General features: G+C 48.0%; 12 protein-coding genes. 2 read left to right on the top strand and 10 right to left on the bottom strand.

Translation table 11 applies throughout. The features are described 5' to 3' along the window. Positions 1-64: 64 nt before the first annotated feature. The 8 genes from hslO to pth all read right to left on the bottom strand — a co-directional run bounded on the left by hslO (position 65) and on the right by pth (position 10,035). Positions 65-1,024, bottom strand: coding sequence for an Hsp33 family molecular chaperone HslO (gene hslO, locus H7198_RS02895; RefSeq protein WP_274458301.1), 960 nt, complete (start codon positions 1,022-1,024; stop codon positions 65-67). Positions 1,025-1,076: 52 nt separating this feature from the next. After that, complete coding sequence (gene ftsH, locus H7198_RS02890) at positions 1,077-3,170, bottom strand: ATP-dependent zinc metalloprotease FtsH (RefSeq protein WP_274458300.1); 2,094 nt, start codon at positions 3,168-3,170, stop codon at positions 1,077-1,079. A 77-nt stretch (positions 3,171-3,247) separates the two neighbouring features. Then, positions 3,248-3,784: a hypoxanthine phosphoribosyltransferase gene (gene hpt, locus H7198_RS02885; RefSeq protein WP_274458299.1), complete on the bottom strand. Its 537-nt coding sequence runs from the start codon at positions 3,782-3,784 to the stop codon at positions 3,248-3,250. Further along, the gene (gene tilS / locus H7198_RS02880; protein WP_274458298.1) at positions 3,784-5,121 is read right to left on the bottom strand and encodes a tRNA lysidine(34) synthetase TilS; all 1,338 of its coding nucleotides are present in this window, start codon (positions 5,119-5,121) and stop codon (positions 3,784-3,786) included. The genes hpt and tilS overlap by 1 nt, the downstream gene beginning before the upstream one ends. A gap of 72 nt (positions 5,122-5,193) precedes the next feature. Next, positions 5,194-5,580 carry an FtsB family cell division protein gene (locus H7198_RS02875; protein WP_274458297.1) on the bottom strand — a complete coding sequence of 129 codons (387 nt, stop codon included), beginning with the start codon at positions 5,578-5,580 and terminating at the stop codon, positions 5,194-5,196. A 75-nt stretch (positions 5,581-5,655) separates the two neighbouring features. After that, positions 5,656-5,931, bottom strand: a complete 276-nt coding sequence (locus H7198_RS02870; protein ID WP_091502584.1) for an RNA-binding S4 domain-containing protein — start codon at positions 5,929-5,931, stop codon at positions 5,656-5,658. After that, positions 5,921-9,466 (bottom strand): transcription-repair coupling factor, encoded by a 3,546-nt coding sequence (gene mfd, locus H7198_RS02865; RefSeq protein ID WP_274458296.1) that lies wholly within the window; start codon positions 9,464-9,466, stop codon positions 5,921-5,923. The genes H7198_RS02870 and mfd overlap by 11 nt, the downstream gene beginning before the upstream one ends. Before the next feature lie 2 nt (positions 9,467-9,468). Further along, positions 9,469-10,035, bottom strand: a complete 567-nt coding sequence (pth, locus tag H7198_RS02860; RefSeq protein WP_274458295.1) for an aminoacyl-tRNA hydrolase — start codon at positions 10,033-10,035, stop codon at positions 9,469-9,471. A 112-nt stretch (positions 10,036-10,147) separates the two neighbouring features. Here pth and cbpA point away from each other — a divergent pair, with 112 nt between their 5' ends. Beyond that, the gene (gene cbpA, locus H7198_RS02855) at positions 10,148-10,801 is read left to right on the top strand and encodes a cyclic di-AMP binding protein CbpA (protein ID WP_274458294.1); all 654 of its coding nucleotides are present in this window, start codon (positions 10,148-10,150) and stop codon (positions 10,799-10,801) included. Positions 10,802-10,903: 102 nt separating this feature from the next. Here the strand turns inward: cbpA and H7198_RS02850 are convergent, their stop codons facing one another. Further along, positions 10,904-11,200, bottom strand: coding sequence for a hypothetical protein (locus tag H7198_RS02850; protein ID WP_274458293.1), 297 nt, complete (start codon positions 11,198-11,200; stop codon positions 10,904-10,906). Between the two features lie 19 nt (positions 11,201-11,219). Next, positions 11,220-12,443 (bottom strand): NupC/NupG family nucleoside CNT transporter, encoded by a 1,224-nt coding sequence (locus H7198_RS02845; protein ID WP_274458292.1) that lies wholly within the window; start codon positions 12,441-12,443, stop codon positions 11,220-11,222. 213 nt (positions 12,444-12,656) lie between these two features. Here H7198_RS02845 and rbsK point away from each other — a divergent pair, with 213 nt between their 5' ends. Continuing rightward, positions 12,657-13,592: a ribokinase gene (rbsK, locus tag H7198_RS02840; protein WP_274458291.1), complete on the top strand. Its 936-nt coding sequence runs from the start codon at positions 12,657-12,659 to the stop codon at positions 13,590-13,592. Positions 13,593-13,594: the final 2 nt, after the last annotated feature.

The following is a 13,594-nucleotide window of genomic DNA, read 5'->3' as shown; positions in this document are numbered from 1 at the left end:
ACTAATCAGTATAGCAAATGCAAAGATAATAAAAAAGCCGGCCAGAGCCGACTTTTCATGAATCTTATTTTTTATCATCCGCAGAGTTAGCAGCGTCAGAATCAGCGTCCTGCGCTTCTTCCTTCTTCTGCGCCGCTTCCCGTTTCAAGACATCTTGCAAAATAATGTCTAATTCGTGGGCGGTAAAGTGGTGGCGCTTACCGGAGAACTTGCCGCGGACTTCTGCCCCACCATCCTCGTCAATCATGGCTTGGATTTCATGTGATGGCAAAGTCGCCAGCTGCGCTGCGTACGCATCCTTTGAAGGTTCCGCCGCTAATCCAATACCGAGCGACTGTAGCTTGCTGTAGTTGTTCTCCCCGATAATGGCATCAAGAATTGCCAGAGGCCCCTTCTTGTTACCAAGCAAAGTGGCCAATGCTGGCATCTTCTGCAACTTTTCGTTCAAGTCTTCCAGTTGTGCGTTTGTGGCCCCTGGCAAAGCTTGGACAAGGAATCCCCCTGCCGCCTTGACCGTGTTATCAGGGTTCATCGTAACACCAACCCCAATCACAGAAGGAATCTGTTCAGAGTGCGTGAGGTAGTAAGTGAAGTCATCACCGATTTCACCAGACACCATGATGGATTGCCCGATGTAAGGGTTTGAATAAGGGGCAAACTTTGTCACCTGGAAGGAACCGTTATTTCCAACGGCACCAGCCACGTTCAACTGGTTATCATCGTTGACGATTGGTTCGATATCTGGGTTTGATACGTAACCACGAACAGCACCATGAGTGTCGGCTTCCGTTACGATTTGGCCGATTGGGCCACGGCCCGCCATCTTCACGTTCAATCGTTTCTCACCCTTCAAAGTGGCCTGCGCCAAAATTTCAGTGGCTAAGAGGGCACGGCCTAAAATGACCGTGGCCAAACGAGAAGTTTCATGGGACTCGGCTGCTGCTTCTACCAACTTTGTTCCATCAACAGCGAAGGCACGAAATACCTCGTCCTTTGTAATGACCTTAATTAATTGATCTGCCATAATGTCTCCTTTCAAGAAAAAAAGCTGGCCGAAGCCAACTTTTTTCATACGCTTATGCCTTTGAATCGTCATCAGATTCAGGGGCGTCATCAGCTGATGCTGGCTCTTCAGAATCATCTTCCAAAGCCTGATCAGGATTCTTGTCACCCTTTTCTTCTGCCTTTTCAACTTGGTCTTCCTTGTTGTCCAAGGCAGCCTTTGCTTCGTCATAAGACTTGGCGTCATCTTCGTCTTCTTCACCCTTCTTTGTAAAGTGACCAGTTTCGTAGATGTCTTTGATTTGCTTTTCATCAAGTGATTCGACTTCGAGCAAGGCGTTGGCAATTTCAGCCAACTTATCCTTGTGCTCTGTCAAAATCTTAGTTGCTTCCTCGAAGGCTTGCGTTGTGAATCGACGAACTTCTTCATCAATCAAAGCCGCAGTTTCTTCAGAGTAAGACTTGGCACCGCCACCTTCGTTGTATGAAACAGAGGCGTTTCCTTCAAGTTGAACCATACCCAACTTGTCAGACATACCGTAGGCCGTCACCATCTGACGGGCCAAGTTGGTTGCCTGCTGGAAATCGTTTGCAGCACCGGATGAGGCTTCGTTGAAGGTTGCCAATTCGGCAGCACGTCCACCCATCAAACCAGCTAACTGCTCGAGTGCTTCAGAGTAACGGATGTTGTAACGGTCCGTCTTTGGTGTCATCAACGCGTAACCACCAATGCGTCCACGAGGAACAATGGTAACCTTTCGAACAACGGATGCGTTGGACTTCACCAAACCAACCAAGGCGTGTCCAGCTTCGTGGTAAGCCGTTGTCTTACGTTCAAGTTCAGACATGGCCTTGTTGGCCTTGGCAGGTCCTTGGAAGATACGGTCTTCCGCTTCATCCAAGTCTGCTGAATCAATGTGTTTCTTGTTGCGACGGGCAGCCAAGAGAGCCGCTTCGTTCAACAAGTTTTCCAAATCGGCACCAACGTAACCAGGAGTCTGGTGGGCGATGGCAGCCAAATCAACGGAATCAGAAAGTGGCTTGTTCTTAGCGTGAACCTTCAAGATGGCTTCACGTCCCTTAACATCAGGGGCACCAACCATGATCTTACGGTCGAAACGACCAGAACGAAGCAAGGCTGGGTCCAAGACATCAGAACGGTTAGTAGAAGCCAAGATGATAACACCTTCAGAGTTATCAAACCCGTCCATTTCAATCAGGATTTGGTTCAATGTCTGTTCACGTTCATCGTTTCCACCACCGATACCAGAACCACGACGGCGTCCAACGGCATCAATTTCATCAATGAAAATGATGGCAGGAGCAGCCTTCTTGGCTTGGTCAAAGAGGTCACGAACACGGGAAGCACCAACACCAACGAACATCTCAACGAAGTCAGAACCTGACATTGAGAAGAATGGTACGGAAGCTTCACCGGCAACGGCCTTGGCTAACATTGTCTTACCAGTTCCTGGAGGTCCCTCGAGCAAGACACCCTTTGGAATACGGGCTCCCATTTCGGTGAACTTCTTTGGTGACTTCAAGAATTCAACAACTTCTACAAGTTCTTCCTTCTCTTCGTCAGCACCAGCAACGTCCGTAAAGCGGGTCTTGTTATCCTTTGGATCAGAAGGCTTAGCCTTTGATTTACCAAAGTTACCCATCATGCCACCCTGGCCACCCTTACCGGCTGACTGTGACATCATCAAGTAGGCAATACCCAAAATCAAGAGCATTGGCACGATTGAGATCACGAGGTTCAACCAGAAGCCGGATGATGCGGCTGGCTTGGTCGTCATCTCGGTGTTGGACTTCTTGGCTGCTGCCGTGATGTCCTTAATGGATGAATCGTTTTGCAAGACAGAAGTTTGGAACTTTGTCGTTGATGATTGCTGAGCAATCAAAGCGTTCAAACCAGAGTTTGAACTCTTCTTTGAGCTTTGGCTCTTCTTGTAGTTTCCAGTAACGGTGTAAACATCGTTTCCAGGCTGGATGCTAAAGGAGTCAATTTCCTTATCAGAAAGTGCCTTCACAAATTCCGACTGAGACAGAGTCTTTGTTGACCCGTTGGAACCACCCATAAAGGAGTAGATTCCTGCGATTACAGCCAGGAAGATGATGACATACAAGAAGGAGCTTTTGAAAAAGCCGCCATTTTTATTTTTCATCTGAATTCCTCAATCTTTAAAAATTTACTATCTGAACTGACTAATGAGCCATTCAAACCGGCAGATTCAAGTTCTGCTTACTTATAAATACTTTGCTTTAGGATACCAACGTATGGCAAGTTACGGTACAAATCCTTGTAATCCAAACCGTAGCCAACAACGAATTCGTTGCGAACGTCAAAGCCAACGTAGTCGGCCTTAATATCAACCGTGCGGCCTTCCTTCTTGTCCAACAAAGTTGCAACACGAACGGAATTTGCACCACGGGATAGAATAAGGTCTTCCAAGAACTGGAGTGACTGACCAGTATCAACGATGTCTTCCAAAATCAAAACATCGCGACCCTTTACGTCAGAGTGAATATCAGTTACCAATGAGATTTCATTTGATGATGAAACACCACCATGGTAAGAGGAAATCTTGATGAATTCGAGATCAACATAAAGGTCAATCTTACGAATCACATCCGCCGTCCAAAGGTAGGCACCCTTCAGCACTGAAAGGACGAGGGGCTTTTGCCCAGCATAGTCTTTGGTAATCTGCTCACCCAAGCGGTCTGCAGCCTCTTGGATTTGCTTTTGGTCAAATAATACTTCTTCAATATCGTTATCCACTAGTTTTCCTCAATTCGCCATACTAAGCATTGCTTGCCACTTGGTCGGTCCTTCGGCCAGTTACGGGTAAAATACCACCGTTTCTGTCCCAAAAAGACCGCCAAAACATTCTTTTCTTGGTCCAAAAGAAGATAGGTTTTCGACCGATCTTCCACTGGAATTTTCTCGTCGATTAAGAGCCGTCGAACCGTCTTATGACCACTACTCAAAGGAATTCGGTCCTTACTCTTTGCAGAAACCAACTCGAAGCGACCCTCTAAGTTATCCGGCAGGGGTAGGCACCCCATATCCGACTCACTTGGTCGATTTGATTGGACTCTGACCCTTAAATCTGTCAAAAAATACCATTGGTCTAATTCTAACACAAGAATGTCTGACTTTTGGCCGTCTTTCGGCAATTTTTTCGAGCTTTTTTCTTCGTTTGGATTGGCTCTAAAAATATCAACCGTCTGGTAGGACTTCTCAAAGTAATAACCGTCTGACAAAGTGATTCGCCCGTTTGGCTTCGAACTCTGTCGCATCAAATCAACAACGTCTTGAATCTGACGTTCTTTCAAATTATAAAGTCCTGCTCGCGTCGCAATTAATTTTAAACATGGAAACCACCAAAGTCGTGGCACATCGTTATAGTTTTTGTAGAAAGGCTCGAGGTAGCGCTTGGCCTGCCCTTCAATCAGCAACTCTTCACGGGAAAGCTGCTCTGCTAATTGAATAATGTGTTCCTGGGCCCGCTCATTGACTTCATTCAGTGCTGGCAAAACGATGTTACGAATCTGGTTACGTTTTGTATAATCCGGGTCCTGATTGGTGACATCTTCACGCCAGGTTAACTGATGTTCTTTAGCATATTCAGCCAAATCCGCCTTTTTAAAATTCAAAAAAGGACGTAAATAATGACCACTCTGCTGGTTCATGCCAAACTTGCGCTGGAAAACACCGCCACGGACAATTTGCATCAAGATGGTTTCAGCCTGATCGTCCTGATGCTGAGCCAAAATCACCACACCAGCGCCAATCTCCTTCAAGAGTCCCTCAAAGAAATCAAAGCGAATCAAGCGGGCCTTTTCTTCAACCCCCTGTTTTTCCTGAGATAGGTCCGCGACTTTTTTATAGAAAGGCAGTCCCCGTTCTTCAGCAAAATTCTGAACAAAGTCAGCATCCCCCCGGCTCTCCTCACGGAGGCAGTAGTCCACATGGGCAATCGAAACCAACACATCCGAGCGGTAACGACAGAGGGCGTCGACAAGCACCGTCGAGTCTAAGCCACCGGAACAGGCCACTAAAACGCGCTTGGGGAGGGCTAAATTTTCAATTGTTTCTTGGATTGTCTCAAACATTTTTTCTTAATCATACTTTTTAATAATGTTTTTTTAGAAAAAGCCACCCCAGAGGGTGGCTTTTCATCCTGCCTAGTTTGGCAAGTTATAAATCGTCTCGTTCTTCTTAGAGTATCCATAGCGGTCACGCAGGATTTGCTTCAAATAATTTTCATCCTGGAGCTGCTTGGATTCTTTTTTCAACGAGTCGTTTGACTTCTGGACAGCAACTAATTGGTTTTCAGATTTCGTTAATGCCTTGTTTGCGGCATGCAAACGAACCTGTCCGAAGATTAACTGGACCATGAAAACAGCCGCAATGGCCAGTCCCACAATCACAATTTGCTTTTTACGACGACGATGAGCACGGGCATAATGCTGCCGTGTTGCTTCACGCTTGGCATCAGATGCGGCGATTTGCTGAGCAATACGCGCATTCAGTGGTCGAATATTTGATTGTAAACGACTACTATCTGCCATCGTCATATCTCCTTAATCTCATTTTTACACATTTTCAATTCAGTTACAAGTTGAAGTCAAAAAGTTTGCCAAAGCTTAAACTTCGCTGTTGTAGTCCCTTTGGTACTCCTCAGAAACAACTTCGTACAAATCCTGTGCCTCATCCTTCTTTACAATGTCTTGCAACTTCAAGACTTTAAAAGTCGAGGTCTTATTTCCAAAACGGATTTCCACTTCGTCATTGGTACCCACGTTAGCTGATGACTTGGCGACTTTTCCGTTAATGGAAATTCGGCCTTGGTCGGCCAATTCCTTGGCAACCGTCCGGCGCTTAATAATTCGTGATAACTTCAAAAACTTATCAATCCGCATTTTCTTCATCCTTTTCTGCTGTTGCTTTCTGGCAGGCAGCCAAGAAGTCCTTAACAGCGTTCAGCCAGTAGGCTGATTCTTGTTTCAAATCAATGGTTAAGGTAACGGCCAGTTGAGCGGACTTTCCATCCACTACCGCCTTATAAGGAACGTCCTTTAGCGCCATGAAGATTTCTTCACCGGCTAGCTTTTGAGACATCTCTTCGTTGAAACGAATCGTGACCTTGTCCTTCTGACGGCGAATCTGAGTCACCTCAGTCTCATCGGCCATCGTCTTCAATCGGGAAACCAGAATCAAACGGGCCGTCTCATCTGGCAACTCACCGAAGCGATCGGTCAAATCATCTTCGACCTGGTCAAAGTCTTCGTCGGTCTGTGCCCGACGAATCTGCTGGTAAAGGTTGACCTTCTGGGCGTTATCTTCAACATAGTCATCCGGCAAGAAGGCCAAGACGCCCAGAACCAACTCGGCGTCGGTCTTGTGCTGCACCTCTTCCGGCTTTTCCTCACCCTGCTTCTTAGCAACGGCTTCCTTTAGCATCTGCGTGTACAAATCGTATCCAACCGAATCAATGAAGCCGTGCTGTTGCTTTCCTAGCAAATCACCGGCCCCACGAATCGACAGGTCACGCATGGCAATCTTAAATCCTGAACCCAGCTCCGTGAAGTCACGAATGGCTTCCAAACGCTTTTCCCCCTCTTCCGAAGGCGTCCGCGTAAATGGATAAGTGAAGTAGGCGTAAGCCAAACGAGCCGAACGGCCGACACGACCACGGAGCTGATAGAGCTGGGAAAGTCCCATGTGGTCAGCATTATCAACAATCAAAGTGTTGGCATTTGGAATATCAACGCCCGTTTCGATGATGGTTGTCGTCACCAGCACGTCGTACTCCTGGTTCAAGAAGTCGTACAGAATTGACTCCAACTGAACTTCAGACATTTGTCCGTGAATAACGGCTACCCGAGCATCGGGCACCACGTCTTCAATCTGAGAACGAATGTTTTCGAGGTCGGCTACTCGGTTATGCAAGTAGAAGACCTGCCCGTTGCGGGCCAACTCCTTTTGAATGACATCCCGTACCAGCGTCCAGTCCAGTTCAACCACATAGGTCTGAATTGGAAAACGGTTCAACGGTGGCGTCTCGATCACCGAAAGATCACGAGCCCCCACCATGGCCATGTTCAAGGTACGAGGAATTGGCGTGGCTGTCAAAGTCAACACGTCAATGTTGGCCTTCAACTGCTTCAAGCGTTCCTTGTGCTTCACACCAAAGCGCTGCTCTTCATCAATAACCAGCAGGCCCAGGTCGGCAAACTGCACATCCTTTGACAACAAGCGGTGGGTTCCCACCACGATGTCGATCTCGTGCTTTTCGAGGGCTTCGATTGTCTTCTTGTTCTCAGCCGCCGTTTGGAAACGGGACAGGTGACCAATACGAATCTCTGGAAAGTCCGAGAAACGCTCCAGCATCGTTTCGTAGTGCTGCTGCACTAGAATGGTTGTTGGTGCCAGCAAGGCTACCTGCTTACCCGCATGGGCCGCCTTAAAGACGGCACGGAGTGCTACTTCGGTCTTACCGAAACCAACATCCCCAACCAACAGGCGATCCATTGGCCGCTTCTTCTGCATGTCGACCTTGATTTCTTCAATCGAACGAATCTGGTCCGGCGTTTCAGGATATGGAAAGGCCGTGTCAAACTTCAACTGGGCCTGGTCATCGGCTGGGAAGGCATAGCCCTGCTTAGCCTCACGTTCGGCGTACAAAGCCAAGAGGTCATCGGCGATGTCCTCAATCTTGGCCTCGACCTGCTTCTTAGTCTTCTGCCATTCCGTTCCGCCCAGCTTATTAATCTTTGGGCGTTTCCCGGCATCAGAACCACCGATATACTTCTGAATCAAGTTCAGTTGCGTAACCGGTAGGAAAATCTTGGCGTTCTTTTGGTAAGCAATGACCAAGTAGTCCTGCTTCCCGCCGTTTGACTCAATTGACTCCAGTCCCTGATACTGACCAATTCCGTGGTTAATGTGCACGACATAGTCACCAACGGACAGTTCGTTATAGGACTTCAACCGTTCGGCGTTCTGCAGCTTCTTCTGCTTGCGGGCCACCGGCTTGCGGGCTTTGGCAAAGAGCTCCCGCTCCGTCAAGACCATCAAGTGGGCCATTGGCCACTCAAAGCCGGCCGACAAGTTGCCAATGACAACCTGAACCTGGTTATCCTCAATTGTCTGGTGGATGGGCACCTGCACATCTCGGGAATCCAAGGACTCCACCAAGCGGTCAGCTCGTTCTTGTGAACCAACCAAGAGTACCCAAGTCATCCCCCGTTCCTTTGCAAAAGTCAGGTCCGGCATCAAGGCGTCTAACTGCCCAAAATACTGTTTGGCTGGACGTGAAGTCCATTCCAGCAAGTGGTTAAAGGTTAACTGATTCAACCCACGCTTCAAGTTGGCCAAATAAGTTTGGGCTTGTTTCAAATCAGACAGGCGGTCACCCAATTCGGCCCGTAAGGCCAAAGGTGGAATCAACTGGTTATTTTTCACCTGCAAATCAAACCAATCGTTGTCCAAGCCAGTTTGTGTAAGCAAGGATTCCTGCAACCGGGCGTATTCATCGATAATTACTAAACCATCTTTGGGCAAATAGTCCTGAATCGTCTGCTTCTCTGGGTAGAAATAAGACAGATAGGGCAAGATTGCCTCGTCACGCCGACCTTCATCCAAAGCCCGCTGCGTTGGCGCAAAGCCTTCGGTCACGTGCTTCTTTTCAACACCGGCCGCCTCTTTACGATAATCAGTAAAGGCCGTCTCAAGCGCAGTCTTCCCTGCCTCGTAAGCTGCCTCATCCATAATCAAATCAGATGCCGGCAAGATGTTAGCCGACTGCACCGTCCCCGTCGACTTCTGGCTAATTGGATCAAAGGTCTTCATCTGGTCCAATTCGTCGTCAAAGAAATCTAAACGGAAGGGTTCGTCCTGGTCGGCAGGATAAACATCAATAATCGAACCGCGCTGGGCGAACTGCCCAATCTGCTCCACCTGGGGCGTGTTCACGTAACCCAAGGTCACCAAACGGCCCTTCAATTCGGCAAAGTCATACTGTTGTACAACCTGCAGTTGCAGACAAGCCGCCTTTAGGGCGCTAGCCTTTGGTTCATAACGACAAAAAGCCGCAGAATTGCTCAGGTAGATACCTGGCTTTCCTTCGGCAAGGGCCACCAAGGCCGCCACGCGGTCGGCCACGTGACTGTTGGATGAAATGGCCAGCTCCGTTGCCACGGCCTCTTCGGCCACAAAGCGGTAAACCTGATCAGCACCCAGCAAATCCGTTAAGTCCTGGGCCAGTTCTTCGACGTGGGCAACCGTGTCGGTCAACAGGAGGATGGGGCGTGGGCGACTTTTAAATAAGGATACCAATCCGGCCGCCTTGGCCGCACCGTTAAGTCCCAAGAGTAACTGTCGTTCCCCCGGCTTTTCCTGTTCAGCAAAAACCTGAAATTCTTTTTCTTTTTGTAAGTAATCCGCTAAAACCATTCTTATCCGTTGTAGCGGTTGCTTAGAGCCGCTGCATCTGCTCCCTTAATCCAATCGAGTAATGCTTGGTCCGTCTTTTCAAAAGTTTCTTCCCATTCGGCCAAATCTTCCTTTGAAAACTTCCCCAAAACGTAGTTCACCACCGCTTCGTGCGTGTGATCCGGGTGCGAAATACCAAACTTCAAACGCAAGAAATTCTGTGTACCAGTGTGCGCCATGATGGACTTCAAACCATTGTGTCCGCCGGCTGACCCCTTGGCACGAAAACGCAACTTACCAAATGGTGAGTCCAAATCATCGTTCAAGACCAAAATATCTTCAGGCTTGCCACCGTAAAAGTCTAAGAAGGCCCGAACCGATTGTCCTGAATCGTTCATGTAAGTTGTGGGCTTAACTAACCAAACGGTCTCCCCATCAACGTTCAACTTGGCCGCTTGGCCAAAGAGTTTTGTTGGGGTAAAGTCAACGCCCTGACTGGCCGCAAAATGGTCCAGCGCCATGAATCCAATATTGTGTCGGGTTTGATCGTACTTCGCCCCAATATTTCCTAAACCAAAGATGAATTTCATGCTTTTCCCCTCCAAAATGTTCGTTACTATAATCTTAACATGTAAAAGAGTCGAATTTCCCCAAAAGTATGCTAGGATATAGGAAAGAACGTACGTTTAAAAGAGGTTTCTCATGTTTCCAAAGTCAATGATTATCAAAAAGCAAGATTTGCTGACCGTGACCGAAGACACCACCATTGGTGAAGTTTACGACATCTTCGAAAATCAAAAGGAAGGTCAGCATCTCCGGACCATCCCCATCCTAGATTCCACAGGCCACCTTTTCCGTGGAAACATCTATCGTCAACACGTCTATGAGTTTGTTGCCAACAAAGGCGACCTCAACCAAAAAGCAACGTCAATCATGCGTAACTCGACGAAGTTCATCTCAACAAAAGCGGACTTCTACGAGCTCTTCTTCGCCATTCGCGATTTGCCATACATCGCCGTTGTGGACGACGGGCACCACTTCGTTGGTATCCTGACCCACGCCGCTTTGATGGATCTTCTAGCCAAGTCCTGGTCACTTGCCAAGGGTGGCGTAGCCATTGCCGTTCGCGACCGTCAACGCCGCGGCGACCTCCAACGCATGGCCCGCACCATCACCCGCTACACGAACATCGAATCAGTCTTGTCACTACAAACATCAAGCCAGGGCGGCCCACTCGCTGTGCTCTTCACTTTGCCTTTGACACCTGACTCACCTGTCCTCCGTAAGATTATTACGAAGTTGGAACGCAAACGTTTTACAGTTGTCGCCCAAGAGGACCTCTCACAATTTATGTAAGATAAAAGCCAGCGAAGTTTCGCTGGCTTTTACTTTATCTTTGGTCAGCTATTTAGCTGGCCTTTTTTAATGAATATTTCCTTTGGCATTAAAATCAACAAATCACTCAATTTCATTCAATAATCCCCTTGTCAATTTGTCTGAGGAAGTTTTAAATTCTACTTTTTGAAAAATATTTTCATATCCAATCGTCTTAATAAACTCTTGGGTAAAACCCTTCCAAAAAGTATAAGTTATCACCACTACGTTATCCGGAAAAACAACTTGAACTTCATTATCCGATAAATTTTCAGGAAGGACAGGCTCTACCTGTCGATGAAATGTTTCCTTCCCAAATTCTTGTCCATTTATAGCCCATGTTTCTGGATTAGCAAAATTTAGTTCAATTACTTTCCTCATTTCTTCCCCCTTTCAGACATTACCAAACAAACAGCCCCGCCATCGCCGCCGAAATCAGTGATACCAAAATCCCAGCAACTAACATATAAGGCACTCGTGCCGAAATATAGTCGTTCTTTTCAGGTGAAACCAAGCCCTTGAAACAAGCAATGATCATACCAATCGTTCCGAAGTTGGCAAAGGAAGTCAGAAAGACCGAAAGGACAATTCGGGCGTGGTCGTTTGCAAAGAGTCCCTTACCAGCCATCATGTTCTTCGAAACTTCGCCCATAACCACAAACTCATTGGTAACCAACTTCGTTCCCATATATTGCGCCAGCTGGAAGGCATCCCCAACAGAGAACCCAAGTAACCATGCGAATGGGAACATAATCACACCAAAGATATTTTCAAGCGTCAACCACTTCAGCCCAACCAAGCCCAGAATTTGATTAATCAACTCTCCCAAAGAAACGAAGGCAATTACTGTCGCTGCAATAATCAACACCATCTTCCCGGCACCCAGAATTGAACCGCTCAAGAAGGAGAAGAAAGGCTCCCGCTTCCCACCGTCATCGCTCACCTGCACAATCTCATCGTCCTTCGCGTCCACCTTGGTTGGGTTCAACAAAGCCGCCACTGCAATGGCGCCCAAAATATTCAAAGGAATAGCGGTCAAAACATACTGCCCCGGAATCATTTGTGTATAAGAACCAATAATGGCAGCCGATACACAGGACATGGACATTAAGGCCAAAGTCATGTTTCGTCTTGCTGACATTTGGTTCAACTGCGCCTTAGACACAGCTAAAACCTCCGTGTTCCCCAAAAACATCATTTCAATGGAAAAGAAAGCTTCAAACTTTGGCTGACCGGTAATCTTAGACAGTCCGCGGCCCACCCATTTGATAATCCAGGGAAGGAAACGGAAGTAGGCCAGGATATCAAAGAGCGGAATCACCAGCAGCATGGGGAGCAAAGCCCCCGTCACGAAGTTCGGTCCACCATTATTGGAAGTCAGCCACTCCGGAAAGGCGAAGGCAATCCCCTTCCAGGCTGCGGCGACTAACCAGTTAAAACCATCGGCAGCAGCCATCACGGCCTGCCGACCCGCCTTAAAGTTCGTAAAGAGCCAGGCTAGCAATAACTCCAATCCAAAGACAATCGACACCGACCGCCACTGAATCTGTTTCCGGTCATTCGATAGTAGGTAAGCAAGAAAAATAAAAAGCGGAATACTCAAAATATTCACAACAAGAAGCATAATCGACCATCCTTTTCTCTCTTCTAATACGGTCTTTCACTACTAGCCCAAACGAGCTTTTCTACTTGTAGTCAATCAGAAAAATTTCAATCTGGCTAGCAAAGTCGCAAACATTTGTTAGTTAAGCTAAATTACTACCCTCTTTTGTCCTCAGCCTCGCGCCCGCGCGTAACCCTCCCCTAAAATTAAAGAAAACACCCGGAGGATTTCATCATGAAGAGCATTGTAGTGATTGGCAGTTTGAACGTCGACGTCTTGCAAAAGATTGACCGTCTCCCTCAGCAGGGCGAAACCCTGAGTATCGAGGGTAAGTCCACGAACTTTGGAGGAAAAGGGGCGAATCAAGCCGTGGCCGCAGCAAGACAGGGCGCCATTGTTTCCTTTATCGGCGCCGTTGGCTCCGATTCCGAAGGGCAAACTTTCATTCAACTGCTAGAACAAGAGGGCATCAACACCCGCTTTATTCAAAGTAAAAAGGGCCCAACAGGGACCGCCTACATCATGCTGGAAAGAGACGGCCACAATACCATCCTGGTACATGGTGGCGCCAACGCCGAACTAACCATCGAGGATGTAAACCAAGCCAAAGACGTCATCGCCATGGCCGACGTGGTTGTCGCTCAACTCGAAGTCCCCCGTCCCGTGATTCAACGGGGATTCGAACTCGCCAAAGAATCCGGCGCCATGACCATCCTCAATCCAGCCCCTGTCACCCAGCGAATTGAGTCCGCCATTTTAGGAAACACCGACCTGCTCGTACCCAACGAAACAGAGGCAGCAGCCCTACTCAATCTTCCACCTAGCACCAACTACAAGACACTAAAGGACCGCCTCCCCCTCTACCAAGAGCAACTAGGAATTCATAACCTAATCATTACCCTCGGTGAGGACGGTGCTTTCTTCGCCATTGGTAAGCAGATTGGTCCCGTTAAAAACTTCAAAGTGGACGTTCAAGATACCACCGCTGCCGGCGATACCTTCATTGGTACCATCGCCACCACAATCGAACCAGACCTCAGCAACATTGAGCGAACCCTCCAACGCGCTTCCGCCGCCTCCGCCATTGCCGTTTCACGTCCGGGCGCCATTCCTTCCATTCCGACCTCGGAAGAAATCGCCCGCAAACTCGCCCCAATGGCCATGTCCTAGGA

The organism is Fructobacillus sp. CRL 2054 (assembly GCF_028764065.1).
GTDB lineage: Bacteria > Bacillota > Bacilli > Lactobacillales > Lactobacillaceae > Fructobacillus.
Note: the sequence above shows the minus strand (reverse complement) of the source record. Positions and strands in the feature narration are given on the sequence as shown.